We start from the raw sequence: 16985 nt of genomic DNA on the forward strand, positions 1-16985 counted from the left end.
TGGCCGGGGTCTGTGCTGTTACGTCAAGCGAACCTTACAGGGCGGCGATGGCGCTGTTCAGGGTCTGGCTTGGGCGCATCACCTTGGCGGTCAGCTCGGCATCCGGGGCGTAGTAGCCACCGATGTCGGCCGGCTTGCCCTGGACGGCGTTGAGCTCGGCGACGATGGTCGCCTCGTTATCGCTCAGGGTCTTGGCCAGCGGGGCGAAGCGCGCCTGCAGGGCGGTGTCGTCGGTCTGGGCGGCCAGTGCCTCTGCCCAGTACAGGGTCAGGTAGAAGTGGCTGCCACGGTTGTCGATACCGCCGACCTTGCGCGAAGGCGACTTGTTGGTGTCGAGGAACTTGCCGGTAGCCTGGTCCAGGGTGTTGGCCAGGACCTTGGCGCGCGGGTTGTCGTAGGTGTTGCCCAGGTGCTCCAGGGAGGCGGCCAGGGCCAGGAACTCACCCAGCGAGTCCCAGCGCAGGAAGTTCTCTTCAACCAGCTGCTGCACGTGCTTCGGTGCCGAACCACCGGCGCCGGTCTCGAACAGGCCACCGCCGTTCATCAGCGGAACGATCGACAGCATCTTGGCGCTGGTGCCCAGTTCCATGATCGGGAACAGGTCGGTCAGGTAGTCACGCAGCACGTTGCCGGTCACCGAGATGGTGTCCTTGCCTTCGCGGATGCGGGCCAGGGAGAACTTGATGGCGTCGACCGGGGCCAGGATGCGGATGTCCAGGCCGGAGGTGTCGTGATCCTTCAGGTACTGCTGCACCTTCTCGATCATCACGCCGTCGTGGGCGCGGGCCGGGTCCAGCCAGAACACCGCCGGGGTGTTGCTCAGGCGGGCGCGGTTGACGGCCAGCTTGACCCAGTCCTGGATCGGCGCGTCCTTGGTCTGGCACATACGGAAGATGTCACCGGCTTCGACGTCCTGCTCCAGCACGACCTTGCCCTTGCCATCGACCACGCGCACGACGCCGTCGGCCTTGATCTGGAAGGTCTTGTCGTGGGAGCCGTACTCTTCGGCTTTTTGCGCCATCAGGCCGACGTTCGGCACGCTGCCCATGGTGGTCGGGTCGAAGGCGCCGTTGGCCTTGCAGTCTTCGATGGTGGCCTGGTAGATGCCGGCGTAGCAGCGGTCAGGGATGATCGCCTTGGCGTCCTGCAGTTCGCCGGCGGTGTTCCACATCTTGCCCGAGTCGCGGATCATCGCAGGCATCGAGGCGTCGACGATGACGTCGCTCGGTACGTGCAGGTTGGTGATGCCCTTGTCCGAGTTGACCATGGCCAGGGCCGGGCGAACGGCGTACAGGGCCTGGATGTCGGCTTCGATCTCGGCTTGCTTCTCGGCAGGCAGATCCTTGATGCGGGCGTACAGGTCGCCGATGCCGTTGTTGGCGTTGAAGCCCACCTGGCTGAGTGCGGCTGCGTGCTTGGCCAGTACGTCGCCGTAGAACTCTTCGACGATCACGCCGAACATGATCGGGTCGGAGACCTTCATCATGGTAGCTTTCAGGTGCACCGACAGCAGCACGCCAGAGGCCTTGGCATCGGCGATCTGCTCGGCGATGAAGGCTTTCAGGGCCTTGCGGCTCAGGGTGGCGCAGTCGATGACTTCGGCGGCCTTGACGGCGGTTTTTTCTTTCAGGACGGTGGTGGCGCCGTCCTTGCCGACCAGCTCGATGCGCAGGCTGTCGTCAGCCTCGATCAGCGCGGCTTTTTCGCTGCCGTAGAAGTCGCCCTGGGTCATGTGGGCAACGTGCGACTTGGAGTCGGCGGCCCAGGCGCCCATCTTGTGCGGGTGCTTGCGGGCGTAGTTCTTGACCGACAGCGGGGCGCGGCGGTCGGAGTTGCCTTCGCGCAGGACCGGGTTCACGGCGCTGCCCTTGATGCGGTCATAGCGGGCGCGGGATTCTTTTTCCTCGGCGCTGGCCGGCTCGTCGGCGTAGTCGGGGATGTTGAAGCCCTTGGCTTGCAGCTCCTTGATCGCGGCCTTCAGCTGTGGAACCGACGCGGAGATGTTCGGCAGCTTGATGATGTTGGCTTCAGGGGTGGTGGCCAGCTGGCCCAGTTCCGCCAGGTGATCGCCTACCTGCTTCTCGGCACCCAGTTGCTCCGGGAAGGCGGCGAGGATACGGCCGGCCAGGGAGATGTCACGGGTTTCGACGGCGATATCGGCCGAAGCGGTGAAGGCCTCGACGATCGGCAGCAGCGAGTAGGTGGCGAGGGCGGGGGCTTCGTCGGTGAAGGTGTAGATGATCTTGGAACGGGTGGGCATGCGGGTTAACTCTCTATGTGCTGAGCGTACTCGAGTCTCGAGGTGCGCAGGGTAGGCGCTTCGCCCTGGCGACGCCATGAGCGGAAAGTCGAGAGGCTGCGAGCGGTGATGGTGGATGCATCAGTCGAGCGTCAAGTGCTGGGCCGCGGTAACAACCCAGGCTTTGCGGTCATTCATGACCAAGGGCGAGCCGCATTTTCCTAGGGTTCGCCCCGATGACCCTATGGTCGCGCCGGAGTATATCAAACCCTTTGGGCTATTCAGCAAGGTGAACTGGTATCAGCGCATTTATAAGACCAAAGACGTAGGAGCAATGTGGCGTGTTGCCGCAGGCTGCCAGGGGGGATTTTCCAATCCTTTTTCGACTGTCGTGGCAGCGAGCTTGCAGGTCGGCAGATGTGGTTTAGGCTCAGTGGATCGCACGATTTCCAATCACACCAGGAAAAGCGGAGTAGTGCAGCATGGGATACCAGAAAATCAAGGTTCCGTCTGATGGTGCCAAGATCACTGTCAATGCAGACCATTCGCTCAACGTTCCCGATAACCCCATCATTCCCTACATCGAAGGTGACGGCATTGGCGTGGACGTCTCGCCGGTGATGATCAAGGTGGTCGACGCCGCCGTGCAGAAAGCCTACGGCGGCAAGCGCAAGATCGCCTGGATGGAGGTGTACGCCGGCGAGAAGGCCACCCAGGTCTACGACCAGGATACCTGGCTGCCCCAGGAAACCCTGGATGCGGTGCGCGACTACGTGGTGTCGATCAAGGGGCCGCTGACCACCCCGGTTGGCGGCGGCATCCGCTCGCTCAACGTGGCCCTGCGCCAGCAGCTCGACCTCTATGTGTGCCTGCGCCCGGTGGTCTGGTTCCAGGGCGTGCCGAGCCCGGTGAAAAAGCCGGGTGACGTCGACATGGTGATCTTCCGCGAGAATTCCGAGGACATCTATGCCGGCATCGAGTGGAAGGCCGGTTCGCCCGAGGCGAACAAGGTGATCAAGTTCCTCAAGGAAGAAATGGGCGTCACCAAGATCCGCTTCGACCAGGACTGCGGTATTGGCGTCAAGCCAGTCTCGAAGGAGGGCACCAAGCGCCTGGTGCGCAAGGCCCTGCAGTATGTGGTGGACAACGACCGCAAGTCGCTGACCCTGGTGCACAAGGGCAACATCATGAAGTTCACCGAAGGGGCCTTCAAGGACTGGGGCTACGAGGTGGCACGCGACGAGTTCGGCGCCGAGCTGCTCGATGGCGGCCCGTGGATGAAGTTCAGGAATCCGAAGACAGGCCGCGAGGTGATCGTCAAGGATGCCATCGCCGACGCCATGCTCCAGCAGATCCTGCTGCGTCCGGCCGAGTACGATGTGATTGCCACCCTCAACCTCAACGGCGACTACCTGTCCGATGCCCTGGCGGCGGAAGTGGGTGGTATCGGCATCGCGCCAGGCGCCAACCTGTCGGATACCGTGGCCATGTTCGAGGCCACACATGGCACCGCGCCGAAGTACGCCGGCAAGGACCAGGTCAACCCGGGCTCGGTGATCCTCTCGGCGGAAATGATGCTGCGGCACATGGGCTGGACCGAGGCGGCCGACCTGATCATCAAGGGCACCAATGGCGCCATTGCGGCCAAGACCGTGACCTATGACTTCGAGCGCCTGATGGACGGCGCGACCCTGGTCGGTAGTTCGGGCTTTGGCGAGGCGCTGATCAAGCACATGTAAGCGGGGCAAAAAAACCGGTCGCCTCTTTATATTAAAGGGGCGACCGGCTTTTTCGTTTACCGGCAGACAGATTGGGAATCAGACTTCGACGGTATTGTTTGGGTTCGTCGCGCTGGCCTGGACGTTGCTGGTCGCGCTTCTGATGTCGGTCGCGTGCAGCCCTTTGGGGCCCTGGATGATCTCGAAGTTCACGGCCTGGCCGGCTTTCAGCGTCTTGTAACCGTCCATCTGGATCGCTGAATAGTGGGCGAACAGATCATCGGTCTTGCCATCCTCGTTGATGAATCCGTAGCCCTTGGCATTGTTGAACCACTTGACTTTACCGCTTGCCATCCCTATGTCCCTCTGCAAAGGACTCCATCACTGGAGTATCATCCACTTCATCCGCATACGAACCTTGCGAGAAAATCTGGTTGACTGCGCGGATCTTTATCGACCACGGTGGGTTCTTATTGGTTGTAACACCGTTTTGCCGATAGTCAAGGTCAGCCGGCGCCTGCGCCGGGAGCGGCCTGCGCGGTCAAGCCACAACCTTAACCTGTCGATCATGATGAAATTCTTTCCATGCATGTACCCAGTGAGATTCGACTAACATTCAATCAGGATCGCCCCCAGTCGCATGAGGACGGGCATGAGGACGATGGCGCGGGCCTTGCCGTCCAGGAGGCCAAGCCGATCCTGCAGGCGCCGCCGATGTACAAGGTGGTTTTGTTCAACGATGACTACACGCCGATGGATTTCGTCGTCGAAGTGCTCGAGACGTTCTTCAATTTGAACCGCGAGCTGGCAACGAAGATCATGCTGACCGTCCATACCGAAGGGCGGGCAGTATGCGGATTGTTTACCCGTGACATCGCCGAGACAAAGGCCATGCAGGTCAACCAATACGCCAGGGAAAGCCAGCATCCGCTACTCTGTGAAATCGAGAAGGACGGTTAATCGCCGACCACTTGGGTATGAGGTGAAGCTATGTTAAACCGCGAGCTCGAAGTCACCCTCAATCTGGCCTTCAAGGAGGCCCGTTCGAAGCGTCATGAGTTCATGACCGTCGAACACCTGCTGCTGGCACTCCTTGACAATGAGGCTGCAGCGACCGTTCTGCGCGCCTGTGGCGCCAATCTCGACAAACTCAAGCACGACCTGCAGGAGTTCATCGATTCGACCACCCCGCTGATCCCTGTGCATGACGAGGACCGCGAGACGCAACCGACCCTGGGCTTCCAGCGTGTGCTGCAGCGTGCCGTGTTCCACGTGCAGAGCTCCGGCAAGCGCGAAGTGACCGGCGCCAATGTGCTGGTGGCGATCTTCAGCGAACAGGAAAGCCAGGCAGTGTTCCTGCTCAAGCAGCAGAGCGTGGCGCGCATCGACGTTGTCAACTACATCGCCCACGGCATCAGCAAGGTGCCGGGCCACGGTTCGCACAACGAAAGCGAGCAGGACATGCAGGACGAGGAGGGCGGCGAAGCGTCGTCGTCCAGCAACCCGCTGGACGCCTATGCCAGCAACCTGAATGAACTGGCCCGGGCTGGGCGCATCGACCCGCTGGTCGGGCGCGAGCAGGAGGTCGAGCGCGTGGCGCAGATCCTCGCCCGCCGGCGCAAGAACAACCCGCTGCTGGTCGGCGAGGCCGGCGTGGGCAAGACCGCCATCGCCGAAGGCTTGGCCAAGCGCATCGTCGACGGGCAGGTGCCCGACCTGCTGGCGCAGAGCGTGGTCTACTCCCTCGATCTCGGCGCGCTGCTGGCCGGTACCAAGTACCGCGGCGATTTCGAGAAGCGCTTCAAGGCGCTGCTCGGCGAGCTGCGCAAGCGCCCGCAGGCGATCCTGTTCATCGACGAGATCCACACCATCATCGGCGCCGGTGCGGCCTCCGGTGGCGTGATGGATGCGTCCAACCTGCTCAAGCCGCTGCTGTCGTCCGGTGAGATCCGTTGCATCGGCTCGACCACCTTCCAGGAGTTCCGTGGCATCTTCGAGAAGGATCGCGCCCTGGCGCGGCGCTTCCAGAAAGTCGACGTCACCGAGCCGTCGGTGGAGGACACCGTGGGCATCCTGCGCGGGCTCAAGGGCCGCTTCGAGAGCCACCACAACATCGAGTACAGCGACGAGGCCCTGCGCGCCGCCGCCGAACTGGCCTCGCGCTACATCAACGACCGGCATATGCCCGACAAGGCCATCGACGTGATCGACGAGGCCGGCGCCTACCAGCGCCTGCAGCCGGAAGCCAATCGGGTCAAGCGCATCGACGTGCCGCAGGTCGAGGATATCGTCGCCAAGATCGCGCGGATTCCGCCGAAGCACGTCACCAGCTCCGACAAGGAGCTGCTGCGCAACCTCGAGCGTGACCTGAAACTGACCGTGTTCGGCCAGGATGCGGCGATCGACTCGCTGGCCACCGCCATCAAGCTGTCCCGTGCCGGCCTCAAGGCGCCGGACAAGCCAGTCGGCTCGTTCCTGTTCGCCGGCCCCACCGGCGTGGGCAAGACCGAGGCCGCCCGTCAGCTGGCCAAGGCCCTGGGCGTGGAACTGGTGCGCTTCGACATGTCCGAGTACATGGAGCGGCATACCGTGTCGCGCCTGATCGGTGCGCCGCCCGGCTATGTCGGGTTCGACCAGGGCGGTCTGCTGACCGAGGCCATCACCAAGCAACCGCACTGCGTGCTGCTGCTCGACGAGATCGAGAAGGCCCACCCGGAAGTCTTCAACCTGCTGCTGCAGGTAATGGATCACGGGACCCTGACCGACAACAACGGGCGCAAGGCGGACTTCCGCAACGTGATCCTGATCATGACCACCAACGCCGGCGCCGAAACCGCCGCGCGGGCCTCGATCGGCTTCACCCACCAGGACCACTCGTCCGACGCGATGGAGGTCATCCGCAAGAGCTTCACGCCGGAGTTCCGCAACCGCCTGGATACCATCATCCAGTTCGGCCGCCTGTCTCACGAGACGATCAAGAGCATCGTCGACAAGTTCCTCATCGAACTGCAGGCGCAGCTGGAAGACAAGCGTGTGCTGCTGGAGGTCACCGACGCCGCCCGCGGCTGGCTGGCGGCCTCGGGCTACGACGTGCAGATGGGCGCACGGCCGATGGCGCGGCTGATCCAGGACAAGATCAAGCGGCCGCTGGCCGAGGAGATCCTGTTTGGCGAGCTGGCCGAGCACGGTGGTGTGGTGCATATCGACCTGCGCGATGGCGAGCTGGTGTTCGATTACGAGACCACGGCTGAAGTAGCGTAAGGCTGGGGCTGCACAGCAGCCCCGTTTTATGGAAGCCCACAAAAAAGCCCGGCACATTGGCCGGGCTTTTTCATGGCTGGAGCTTAGCGCGCACGGTAGGTGATGCGGCCCTTGCTCAGGTCATACGGCGTCAGTTCGACGCGGACCTTGTCGCCAGTGAGAATACGGATGTAGTTCTTGCGCATTTTGCCAGAGATATGCGCGGTAACGACGTGCCCGTTTTCCAACTCCACGCGGAACATGGTGTTGGGCAGGGTGTCGACGACAGTGCCTTCCATTTCGAAGCTGTCTTCTTTCGACATGCAGTAAAGCCCTCGGTATCCAGTGATGGCCCGACGCACGACTGCACCGGGCAAAAAAAGTGGCGTGGATTATGCCCGAAATTTGTGTTTCAAGCCAATGCCTTTCAGTTGAGGGTGACCCAGCGCTGGTTGATCAGCAGTTCGATGGGGCGATACTGGGTTTTGTAATTCATTTTCTTGCAGTTCTTGATCCAGTAACCGAGGTACACCGCCTCGAGGTCCTGGCGCAGGGCCTCGGTGATCTGCCAGAGGATGGCATAGCGCCCCAGGCTGCGGCGCTCCTCGTCGGGCTCGTAGAAGGTGTACACCGCTGACAGCCCATTGGGCAGCAGGTCGCACACCGCCACGGCCAGCAGCCGGCCCTCCAGGCGGAACTCGTAGAACCAGCAGAACGGCAGGTCGCGGACCAGGAAGGTGGAGAACTGGTCGCGGCTGGGCGGGTACATGTCGCCGTCGGCGTGGCGCTGCTCGATATAGCGCCGGTACAGGTCGAAGTATTCTTCCTTGAAGGACGGGCGGGCGGCGGTGACGGTCAGGTCGGCGTTGCGCTTGAGGATTCGGCGCTGCTGGCGGTTGGGAATGAAGCGCGCCGCCGGGATGCGCGCCGGCACGCAGGCGTTGCATTGCTGGCAATGCGGGCGATAGAGGTGATCGCCGCTGCGGCGAAAGCCCATCTCCGACAGGTCGGCATAGACGTGCACGTCCATCGGCTGGCTCGGGTCGAGAAACAGCGTGGTCGCCTGCTCATCCGGCAGGTAGCTGCAGGAGTGGGGTTGAGTGGCATAGAACTTCAACCGCGCCAGCTCTGTCATGATCAACCCCTTAGGTGAGACGTTGTCTCTAAGTGTAAGCCAGCTCCGGGAACTCGCCTAGGCAACCCAGTTGGCGCTGCTGGGCTGATCCAGGTACCGCGCCAGGTGGTTGGCGAACTCGACCCGGCTGATGGCGCGGGCGCCCAGGCTGTGCAGGTGGTCGGTGGGCATCTGGCAGTCGATCAGCACGAAGCCGGCCTGCCTGAGGTGTTCGACCAAGGTCACGAAGCCCACCTTGGAGGCGTTGTCGGCGCGGCTGAACATCGATTCGCCGAAGAACAGCCGACCCATGGCCAGGCCGTAGAGGCCGCCGACCAGCTCGCCGTCGCGACGCACCTCCACCGAATGGGCGATGCCGCGGCGGTGCAGCTCGCAGTAGGCGGCGCGCATGTTGTCGGTGATCCAGGTGCCGTCGGCATAGTTCCGCGGCGCGGCGCAGGCGGCGATCACCGCCGCGAAATCGCTGTCGAAGCTCACCTGGTAGCGGCCCTGGCGGATCAGCTTGGCCAGCGAGCGCGAGACGTGCAGCTCGTCCGGGAACAACACGGTGCGCGGGTCGGGCGACCACCAGAGGATCGGCTGGCCGTCCTGGTACCAGGGGAAGCAGCCGTGGCGATAGGCCGCGACAAGGCGGTCCGGGGTCAGGTCGCCGCCGGCGGCAAGCAGGCCGTTGGGGTCGTGCAGGGCCTTTTCCAGGGGTGGGAAGGTCAGCGAGTCGCGGGTCAGCCAGGTGAGCATGGGGTTCTTGAGCGGCGGGGGAGGGGAGAGGGCAGCATGGCGTGGGTTAAGAATGAGGTCAACGCCTTGCCAGATCGACAAATTGCCTTCGGCTTCGGCAGCGCCAGGCACCATCTGGCGCTTTTGCTGTCATACCTGTGCAAAAACACAGCATAAGCCTTTGTCACAAAAGAAAATGCATGCTCAAATTGCAACTATATGAAAGTAGCCCCCGTTCGCGCCCCACACGGCGTGCCGCCATGGCGGCTGGCGGGCAGTAATGTTAAAAGTAGTGGTTCATTGGCCAGTGACCGGCCAATCACTATTGGACGCGCAGCACGCGCAGGAATAGACGCGTTTTGAAGAAATCCACCGCAACTCCAGCCCCCTTGCCAGTGCCCCTGTGGCGGCAACAGCTGCACTATCGCCTGAAGGAAGGTGCGCTGATCGCCGTCGGCGCCCTGTGCCTGTACCTGTGGATGGCACTGGTCACCTACGACACCGCCGATCCGGGCTTCAGCCACACCAGCAACGCCGAGCAGGTGCAGAACGCCGCCGGCCGCGCCGGGGCCTACTTCGCCGATATCCTGTTCATGGTGCTCGGCTACTTCGCCTATATCTTCCCGCTGCTGCTGGCGATCAAGACCTGGCAGATCTTTCGCGAGCGTCACCAGCCCTGGCAGTGGAGCGGCTGGCTGTTCTCCTGGCGCCTGATCGGCCTGGTGTTCCTGGTGTTGTCGGGCGCGGCATTGGCGCATATCCACTTCCACCCACCGGCGAGCATGCCGTTCTCCGCCGGTGGTGCCCTGGGCGAGAGCCTCGGCGATCTGGCGCGCAACCTGCTCAACGTGCAGGGTAGCACGCTGATGTTCATCGCCCTGTTCCTGTTCGGCCTGACCGTGTTTACCGACCTTTCCTGGTTCAAGGTGATGGACATCACCGGCAAGATCACCCTCGACCTGTTCGAGCTGGTGCAGGGCGCCGCCAACCGCTGGTGGGAGGCGCGCAACGAGCGCAAGCGCCTGGTGGCGCAGCTGCGCGAGGTGGACGAGCAGGTCGACGAAGTGGTCGCCCCGGTGGTCGCCGACAAGCGCGAGCAGGTCAAGGCCCGCGAACGCATCATCGAGCGCGACGAGGCGCTGACCAAGCACATCGCCCAGCGTGAACAGCAACCAGCCCCGGTGATCAACCTGCCGACTCCGTCGGTCAAGGCGCCGGAGCCGAGCAAGCGGGTGATGAAGGAGAAGCAGGCGCCGTTGTTCGTCGACAGCGCCGTCGAAGGCACGCTGCCGTCGATCTCCATCCTCGACCCGGCCGAACAGAAGAAGGTCGAGTACTCGCCCGAATCCCTGGCCGCTGTCGGCCACCTGCTGGAAATCAAGCTGAAGGAATTCGGCGTGGAGGTCTCGGTCGACTCGATCCACCCGGGCCCGGTGATCACCCGCTATGAGATCCAGCCGGCCGCGGGCGTCAAGGTCAGCCGTATCGCCAACCTGGCCAAGGACCTGGCGCGTTCCCTGGCGGTGACCAGCGTGCGCGTGGTCGAGGTTATTCCCGGCAAGACCACCGTGGGTATCGAGATTCCCAACGAAAACCGCCAGATGGTGCGCTTCTCCGAGGTGCTGTCGTCGGCGCAATTCGACGAGAACAAGTCGCCGGTCACCCTGGCCCTGGGCCACGATATTGGCGGCAAGCCGGTGATCACCGACCTTGCCAAGATGCCGCACCTGCTGGTGGCCGGTACTACCGGTTCTGGTAAGTCGGTGGGCGTGAACGCGATGATCCTGTCGATCCTGTTCAAGTCGGGCCCGGAAGACGCGCGGCTGATCATGATCGACCCGAAAATGCTCGAGCTGTCGATCTACGAAGGCATTCCGCACCTGTTGTGCCCAGTGGTCACCGACATGAAGGACGCCGCCAACGCCCTGCGCTGGAGCGTCGCCGAGATGGAGCGCCGCTACAAGCTGATGGCGGCCATGGGCGTGCGTAACCTGGCCGGCTTCAACCGCAAGATCAAGGATGCCCAGGAGGCCGGCGAGATCATCCACGACCCGCTGTACCGTCGCGAAAGCATGGATGACGAGCCGCCGGCGCTGAAAACCCTGCCGACCATCGTGGTGGTGGTCGACGAATTCGCCGACATGATGATGATCGTCGGCAAGAAGGTCGAAGAGCTGATCGCACGTATCGCCCAAAAGGCCCGTGCAGCCGGTATCCACTTGATCCTGGCCACCCAGCGCCCGTCGGTGGACGTGATCACCGGCCTGATCAAGGCCAATATCCCGACCCGCATGGCATTTCAGGTATCGAGCAAGATCGACTCGCGGACCATCATCGACCAGGGTGGCGCCGAACAGCTGCTCGGCCACGGTGACATGCTCTACATGCCGCCGGGCACCAGCCTGCCGATTCGCGTGCATGGCGCGTTCGTTTCCGACGACGAGGTGCATCGCACGGTCGAGGCCTGGAAGCTGCGCGGCGCGCCGGACTACAACGATGACATCCTCAACGGCGTCGAGGAGGCCGGCAGCGGCTTCGACGGCGGCGGTGGCGGTGGCGGCGATGGCGACGACCCGGAAGCCGACGCGCTCTACGACGAAGCCGTGCAGTTCGTGCTGGAAAGCCGCCGGGCGTCGATCTCGGCGGTGCAGCGCAAGCTCAAGATCGGTTACAACCGCGCCGCGCGGATGATCGAGTCGATGGAGATGGCCGGCGTGGTCACGCCGATGAACAGCAACGGCTCGCGGGAAGTGATTGCCCCGGGCGGCCCGCGCGACTGATGAACAACCTGCCGGGCGCCATTGATGACGCCCGGCCCCTCCACTGTGCAATGAGGATTTCCATGCGCGCGATTCGCATGCTGTTGGTTTCTGCCCTGGCTACGGCCAGCCTGTCGGCCCAGGCCGGCGAACAGGACGTCCAGCGCCTGACGCAATTGCTGGAAAAGTCGCAGACCATCGAAGCCAATTTCTCCCAGCTGACCCTGGATGCCGGTGGCACCAGCCTGCAGGAGACCAACGGCAAGATGACCGTCAAGCGCCCGGGCCTGTTCTACTGGCACACCGATGCGCCGCAGGAGCAGGTAGTGGTGTCTGACGGCAAGAACGTCACCCTGTGGGACCCGGACCTCGAGCAGGCGACTATCAAGAAGCTCGACGTGCGCCTGAACCAGACCCCGGCGCTGCTGCTGTCCGGCGATGTGTCGAAGATCAGCCAGAGCTTCGACATCACCTCCAAGGAGCAGGGCGAAGTGATGGACTTCACCTTGAAACCCAAGACCAAGGACACCCTGTTCGACTCGCTGCGCGTGTCGTTCCGCAGGGGCCTGATCAATGACATGCAGCTGATCGACAGCGTCGGCCAGCGCACCAATATCCTGTTCAATGGCGTCAAGGCCAACCAGGCGGTGCCGGACAGCAAGTTCCAGTTCGACATCCCCAAGGGCGCTGACGTCATCAAGGAGTAAGCGGAGCCTGTGATGGACCTGTTTCGAAGCGAACCCGTCGCCCAGCCCTTGGCCGCCCGCCTGCGTCCGTCCAACCTGGACGAGTACGTCGGCCAGGAGCACTTGCTGGCGCGCGGCAAGCCGCTGCGCGAGGCGCTGGAGCAGGGTGCGTTGCACTCGATGATCTTCTGGGGGCCGCCGGGGGTGGGCAAGACCACCCTGGCGCGGCTGCTGGCGCAGTTCTGCGACGCCCACTTCGAAACGGTGTCGGCGGTGCTGGCCGGTGTCAAGGAGATCCGCCAGGCGGTCGAGGTGGCGAAGCAGCAGGCCGGCCAGTATGGCCGGCGCACCATCCTGTTCGTCGACGAGGTGCACCGCTTCAACAAGTCGCAACAGGATGCCTTCCTGCCCTACGTGGAGGACGGCACGCTGATCTTCATCGGCGCCACCACCGAGAACCCGTCGTTCGAGCTGAACAACGCGCTGCTGTCGCGGGCGCGGGTCTACGTGCTCAAGAGCCTGGACGAGGCGGCGCTGCGCAAGCTGGTCGATCGCGCCCTGAGCGAGGAGCGCGGCCTGGGCAAGCGCAACCTGCGGGTGGGTGATGAGGCGTTCAAGATGCTCATGGCCGCCGCCGACGGCGATGGCCGGCGCATGCTCAATTTCCTCGAGAATGCCTCGGACCTGGCCGAAGACGGCGGCGAGATCGGCGTCGAGCTGCTGCAGAGCCTGCTCGGCGACAGCCGTCGGCGTTTCGACAAGGGCGGTGAAGCGTTCTACGACCAGATTTCCGCGCTGCACAAATCGGTGCGCGGCTCCAATCCGGACGGTGCGTTGTACTGGTACGCGCGCATGCTCGACGGCGGCTGCGACCCACTGTACATCGCCCGCCGCGTGGTGCGCATGGCCAGCGAGGACATCGGCAATGCCGACCCCCGCGCCCTGAGCCTGTGCTTGGCGGCGTGGGACGTGCAGGAGCGCCTGGGCAGCCCCGAAGGCGAGCTGGCGGTGGCCCAGGCCATCACCTACATCGCCTGCGCGCCGAAGAGCAACGCGGTGTACGTGGGCTTCAAGGCGGCCATGCGCGAGGCCGCCGAGCACGGTTCGCTGGAAGTACCGCTGCACCTGCGCAACGCGCCGACCAAGCTGATGAAGCAACTGGGCTATGGCGAGGAGTACCGCTATGCCCACGACGAGCCGGACGCCTACGCCGCCGGCGAGGACTATTTCCCCGAACAGCTCGAGCCGCGCCAGTACTATCAACCGGTGCCGAGGGGGCTTGAGCTGAAGATCGGCGAGAAGCTCAAGCACCTGGCCGAGCTGGACCGCAACAGCCCTCGTCAGCGGAGAAAACCGTGATCGCACTCATCGCTGCCGTCAGCGCTGGCGGGATTGCCGGCACGCTGCTGCGCTTCGCCACCGCCAACTGGGTCGCGGCCCACTGGCCACGGCACTTCTATGCCGGTACGCTGGCGGTCAACCTGGTCGGCTGCCTGCTGATCGGCCTGCTCTACGGGCTGTTCCTGCACAAGCCGCTGGCGCCGGTCGAACTGCGCGCCGGGCTGATCGTCGGCTTTCTCGGCGGTTTGACCACTTTTTCCTCCTTCTCGCTCGATACCGTGCGCCTGATGGAAAGCGGGCAGGTCCCGTTGGCCTTGGGCTATACCATTATCAGCGTGGTGGGCGGCCTGCTCGCGACCTGGGCCGGCCTGTCCCTGACCCGATTCTGAACCAACATCTACACATAACGAGAGAACGACATGCTCGATTCCAAACAGTTACGCACTGAACTTCAGGCAGTGGCGGACCGCCTGGCCACCCGTGGCTTCAGCCTGGATGTCGCGCGCATCGAATCGCTGGAAGAGCGCCGCAAATCGGTGCAGACCCGCACCGAGCAACTGCAGGCCGAGCGTAACGCCCGTTCCAAATCGATCGGCCAGGCCAAGGCCAAGGGCGAGGACATCGCACCGCTGATGGCTGACGTCGAGCGCATGGCCAATGAGCTGGCCGCCGGCAAGACTGAACTGGACGGTATCCAGGCCGAGCTGGACGGCATCCTGCTGACCATCCCCAACCTGCCGGACGCCAGCGTGCCGGTCGGCGCCAGCGAAGACGACAACGTCGAAGTGCGCCGCTGGGGGACCCCGACCACCTTCGACTTCGAGATCAAGGACCACGTCGCCCTGGGCGAAGTCAGCGGTGGCCTGGACTTCGAGGCCGCGGCCAAGCTCTCCGGCGCCCGCTTCGCCGTGCTGCGCGGCCCGATCGCCCGCCTGCACCGCGCCCTGGCGCAGTTCATGATCAACCTGCACACCGGCGAGCACGGCTACGAGGAACACTACACCCCGTACCTGGTGCAGGCTCCGGCCCTACAAGGCACCGGCCAGCTGCCGAAGTTCGAGGAAGACCTGTTCAAGATCAGCCGCGAAGGCGAGGCCGACTTCTACCTGATCCCGACTGCCGAAGTGTCGCTGACCAACCTGGTGGCCGGCGAGATCCTCGACGCCAAGCAGCTGCCGCTGAAATTGGTCGCCCACACCCCGTGCTTCCGCAGCGAGGCCGGTGCCTCGGGCCGTGACACCCGCGGCATGATCCGTCAGCACCAGTTCGACAAGGTCGAGATGGTGCAGGTGGTCGAACCGTCCAAGTCGATGGAGGCGCTTGAAGGCCTGACCGCCAACGCCGAGCGCGTGCTGCAACTGCTGGAGCTGCCGTACCGCGTGCTGGCGCTGTGCACCGGCGACATGGGCTTCGGCGCGGTGAAGACCTACGACCTGGAAGTGTGGGTGCCGAGCCAGGACAAGTACCGCGAGATCAGCTCGTGCTCGAACTGCGGTGATTTCCAGGCGCGCCGCATGCAGGCCCGCTGGCGCAACCCGGAAACCGGCAAGCCGGAGCTGGTGCACACCCTCAACGGTTCGGGCCTGGCCGTCGGGCGTACCCTGGTGGCGGTGCTGGAGAACTACCAGCAGGCCGACGGCTCGATCCGTGTGCCGGAGGTGCTCAAGCCGTACATGGGTGGCGTCGAGGTCATTCGCTGAATGGACTACCTGCCGCTTTTCCATAAGCTGCAGGGCGGCCGTGTGCTGGTCGTCGGCGGCGGCGAGATCGCCTTGCGCAAGGCGCGCCTGCTGGCCGATGCCGGCGCCGCGCTGCGGGTGGTGGCGCCGGAGGTCGACGGCCAGTTGGCCGCGCTGGCCCGCGAGGGCGGTGGCGAGGTGCTGGTGCGTGGCTACCAGGCGAGCGACCTGGAGGGCTGCCGCCTGGTGATCGCGGCCACCGACGACTCCGCGCTCAACGCCCAGGTCTCGGCCGAGGCCCAGGCGCGCAGCCTGCCGGTCAACGTGGTGGATGCCCCGGCCCTGTGCACGGTGATCTTCCCGGCCATCGTCGACCGTTCTCCCCTGGTGGTGGCGATCTCCAGCGGTGGCGACGCTCCGGTGCTGGCGCGCTTGATCCGCGCCAAGCTGGAAGCCTGGATCCCGTCCGCCTACGGCGAACTGGCCGGGCTGGCGGCGCGTTTCCGGCACAAGGTCAAGGCCTTGTACCCGGACGTCAACCAGCGGCGTGGCTTCTGGGAGAGCGTGTTCCAGGGCCCGGTTGCCGAGCGCCAGCTGGCCGGGCAGGGCGCCGAGGCCGAGCGGCTGTTGCAGGCGATGGTCGACGGCGCGCCGGTGCAGCAGGGTGGCGAGGTGTACCTGGTGGGCGCGGGGCCGGGCGATCCGGACCTGCTGACCTTCCGTGCCCTGCGCCTGATGCAGCAGGCCGACGTGGTGCTGTATGACCGCCTGGTGGCCCCGGCCATCATCGAGATGTGCCGGCGTGATGCCGAGCGCATCTATGTTGGCAAGCGCCGCGCCGACCACGCCGTGCCCCAGGACAAGATCAACCGCCTGCTGGTCGACTTGGCCCGCCAGGGCAAGCGCGTGCTGCGGCTCAAGGGTGGCGATCCGTTCATCTTTGGCCGTGGTGGCGAGGAGATCGAGGAGCTGGCCGACGAGGGGATTCCGTTTCAGGTGGTGCCGGGTATCACGGCGGCCAGCGGCTGTTCCGCCTATGGCGGGATTCCGCTGACTCATCGCGACTATGCCCAGTCGGTGCGTTTCGTCACCGGCCACCTGAAGGATGGCACCAGCAACCTGCCGTGGGATGACCTGGTGGCGCCGTCCCAGACCCTGGTGTTCTACATGGGGCTGGTCGGGTTGCCGACCATCTGTGCCGAGCTGATCCGTCATGGGCGCGCGGCGAGCACGCCGGCGGCTTTGGTGCAGCAGGGGACCACGCGCAACCAGCGGGTGTTCACCGGCACCCTGGCTGACCTGCCGGAGCTGGTGGCGCGGCATGAAGTGCATGCGCCAACCCTGGTGATCGTCGGGGAGGTGGTGCAGTTGCGCGAGAAGCTCGCGTGGTTTGAAGGGGCGCAGGACGCCTGAGCACGTTGTAGATCCACGTGGGAGCGGGCTTGCCCCGCGATAGCGTCAGAGGCGGCAA

Annotated in this window: 14 protein-coding genes; 9 read left to right on the top strand and 5 right to left on the bottom strand. The window is 64.3% G+C overall.

What is annotated here, in order from left to right:
* Nucleotides 1-34: 34 nt before the first annotated feature.
* A complete protein-coding gene (locus K5H97_RS10210; protein ID WP_028692393.1) occupies nucleotides 35-2260 on the bottom strand; it encodes an NADP-dependent isocitrate dehydrogenase in 2226 nt (741 codons plus the stop codon).
* A 461-nt stretch (nucleotides 2261-2721) separates the two neighbouring features.
* Here K5H97_RS10210 and icd point away from each other — a divergent pair, with 461 nt between their 5' ends.
* On the top strand, nucleotides 2722-3978 hold the full coding sequence (icd, locus tag K5H97_RS10215; RefSeq protein ID WP_028692392.1) for an NADP-dependent isocitrate dehydrogenase: 1257 nt from the start codon (nucleotides 2722-2724) through the stop codon (nucleotides 3976-3978).
* Nucleotides 3979-4056: 78 nt separating this feature from the next.
* On the opposite strand, the gene cspD is transcribed toward icd, so the two are convergent.
* Complete coding sequence (gene cspD, locus K5H97_RS10220) at nucleotides 4057-4311, bottom strand: cold shock domain-containing protein CspD (protein WP_036986657.1); 255 nt, start codon at nucleotides 4309-4311, stop codon at nucleotides 4057-4059.
* Nucleotides 4312-4542: 231 nt separating this feature from the next.
* Between cspD and clpS the strand changes: the two genes are divergently transcribed.
* Complete coding sequence (gene clpS, locus K5H97_RS10225; RefSeq protein ID WP_028692390.1) at nucleotides 4543-4917, top strand: ATP-dependent Clp protease adapter ClpS; 375 nt, start codon at nucleotides 4543-4545, stop codon at nucleotides 4915-4917.
* Nucleotides 4918-4947: 30 nt separating this feature from the next.
* Entirely contained in the window at nucleotides 4948-7218 is a 2271-nt protein-coding gene (gene clpA, locus K5H97_RS10230) for an ATP-dependent Clp protease ATP-binding subunit ClpA (protein WP_028692389.1), read from the top strand.
* 83 nt (nucleotides 7219-7301) lie between these two features.
* Here the strand turns inward: clpA and infA are convergent, their stop codons facing one another.
* The 3 genes from infA to aat form a co-directional block, all read right to left on the bottom strand.
* The gene (infA, locus tag K5H97_RS10235; protein ID WP_002553999.1) at nucleotides 7302-7520 is read right to left on the bottom strand and encodes a translation initiation factor IF-1; all 219 of its coding nucleotides are present in this window, start codon (nucleotides 7518-7520) and stop codon (nucleotides 7302-7304) included.
* Between the two features lie 104 nt (nucleotides 7521-7624).
* Nucleotides 7625-8332 (bottom strand): arginyltransferase, encoded by a 708-nt coding sequence (locus K5H97_RS10240; protein WP_028692388.1) that lies wholly within the window; start codon nucleotides 8330-8332, stop codon nucleotides 7625-7627.
* A gap of 57 nt (nucleotides 8333-8389) precedes the next feature.
* A complete protein-coding gene (gene aat, locus K5H97_RS10245) occupies nucleotides 8390-9070 on the bottom strand; it encodes a leucyl/phenylalanyl-tRNA--protein transferase (protein ID WP_028692387.1) in 681 nt (226 codons plus the stop codon).
* 338 nt (nucleotides 9071-9408) lie between these two features.
* Here aat and ftsK point away from each other — a divergent pair, with 338 nt between their 5' ends.
* The 6 genes from ftsK to cysG all read left to right on the top strand — a co-directional run bounded on the left by ftsK (nucleotide 9409) and on the right by cysG (nucleotide 16927).
* On the top strand, nucleotides 9409-11829 hold the full coding sequence (ftsK, locus tag K5H97_RS10250) for a DNA translocase FtsK (protein WP_081791634.1): 2421 nt from the start codon (nucleotides 9409-9411) through the stop codon (nucleotides 11827-11829).
* A 62-nt stretch (nucleotides 11830-11891) separates the two neighbouring features.
* Nucleotides 11892-12515: an outer membrane lipoprotein chaperone LolA gene (lolA, locus tag K5H97_RS10255; RefSeq protein ID WP_028692385.1), complete on the top strand. Its 624-nt coding sequence runs from the start codon at nucleotides 11892-11894 to the stop codon at nucleotides 12513-12515.
* 12 nt (nucleotides 12516-12527) lie between these two features.
* Complete coding sequence (locus K5H97_RS10260; protein WP_028692384.1) at nucleotides 12528-13853, top strand: replication-associated recombination protein A; 1326 nt, start codon at nucleotides 12528-12530, stop codon at nucleotides 13851-13853.
* The gene (gene crcB, locus K5H97_RS10265; RefSeq protein WP_028692383.1) at nucleotides 13850-14224 is read left to right on the top strand and encodes a fluoride efflux transporter CrcB; all 375 of its coding nucleotides are present in this window, start codon (nucleotides 13850-13852) and stop codon (nucleotides 14222-14224) included. Before K5H97_RS10260 ends, crcB begins: the two co-directional genes overlap by 4 nt.
* A gap of 30 nt (nucleotides 14225-14254) precedes the next feature.
* Nucleotides 14255-15535 carry a serine--tRNA ligase gene (gene serS / locus K5H97_RS10270; RefSeq protein ID WP_028692382.1) on the top strand — a complete coding sequence of 427 codons (1281 nt, stop codon included), beginning with the start codon at nucleotides 14255-14257 and terminating at the stop codon, nucleotides 15533-15535.
* On the top strand, nucleotides 15536-16927 hold the full coding sequence (cysG, locus tag K5H97_RS10275; RefSeq protein ID WP_028692381.1) for a siroheme synthase CysG: 1392 nt from the start codon (nucleotides 15536-15538) through the stop codon (nucleotides 16925-16927).
* The last annotated feature ends 58 nt before the right edge of the window (nucleotides 16928-16985 follow it).

Origin of the sequence: Pseudomonas mosselii, assembly GCF_019823065.1 — a bacterium.
Lineage (GTDB): Bacteria > Pseudomonadota > Gammaproteobacteria > Pseudomonadales > Pseudomonadaceae > Aquipseudomonas > Aquipseudomonas mosselii.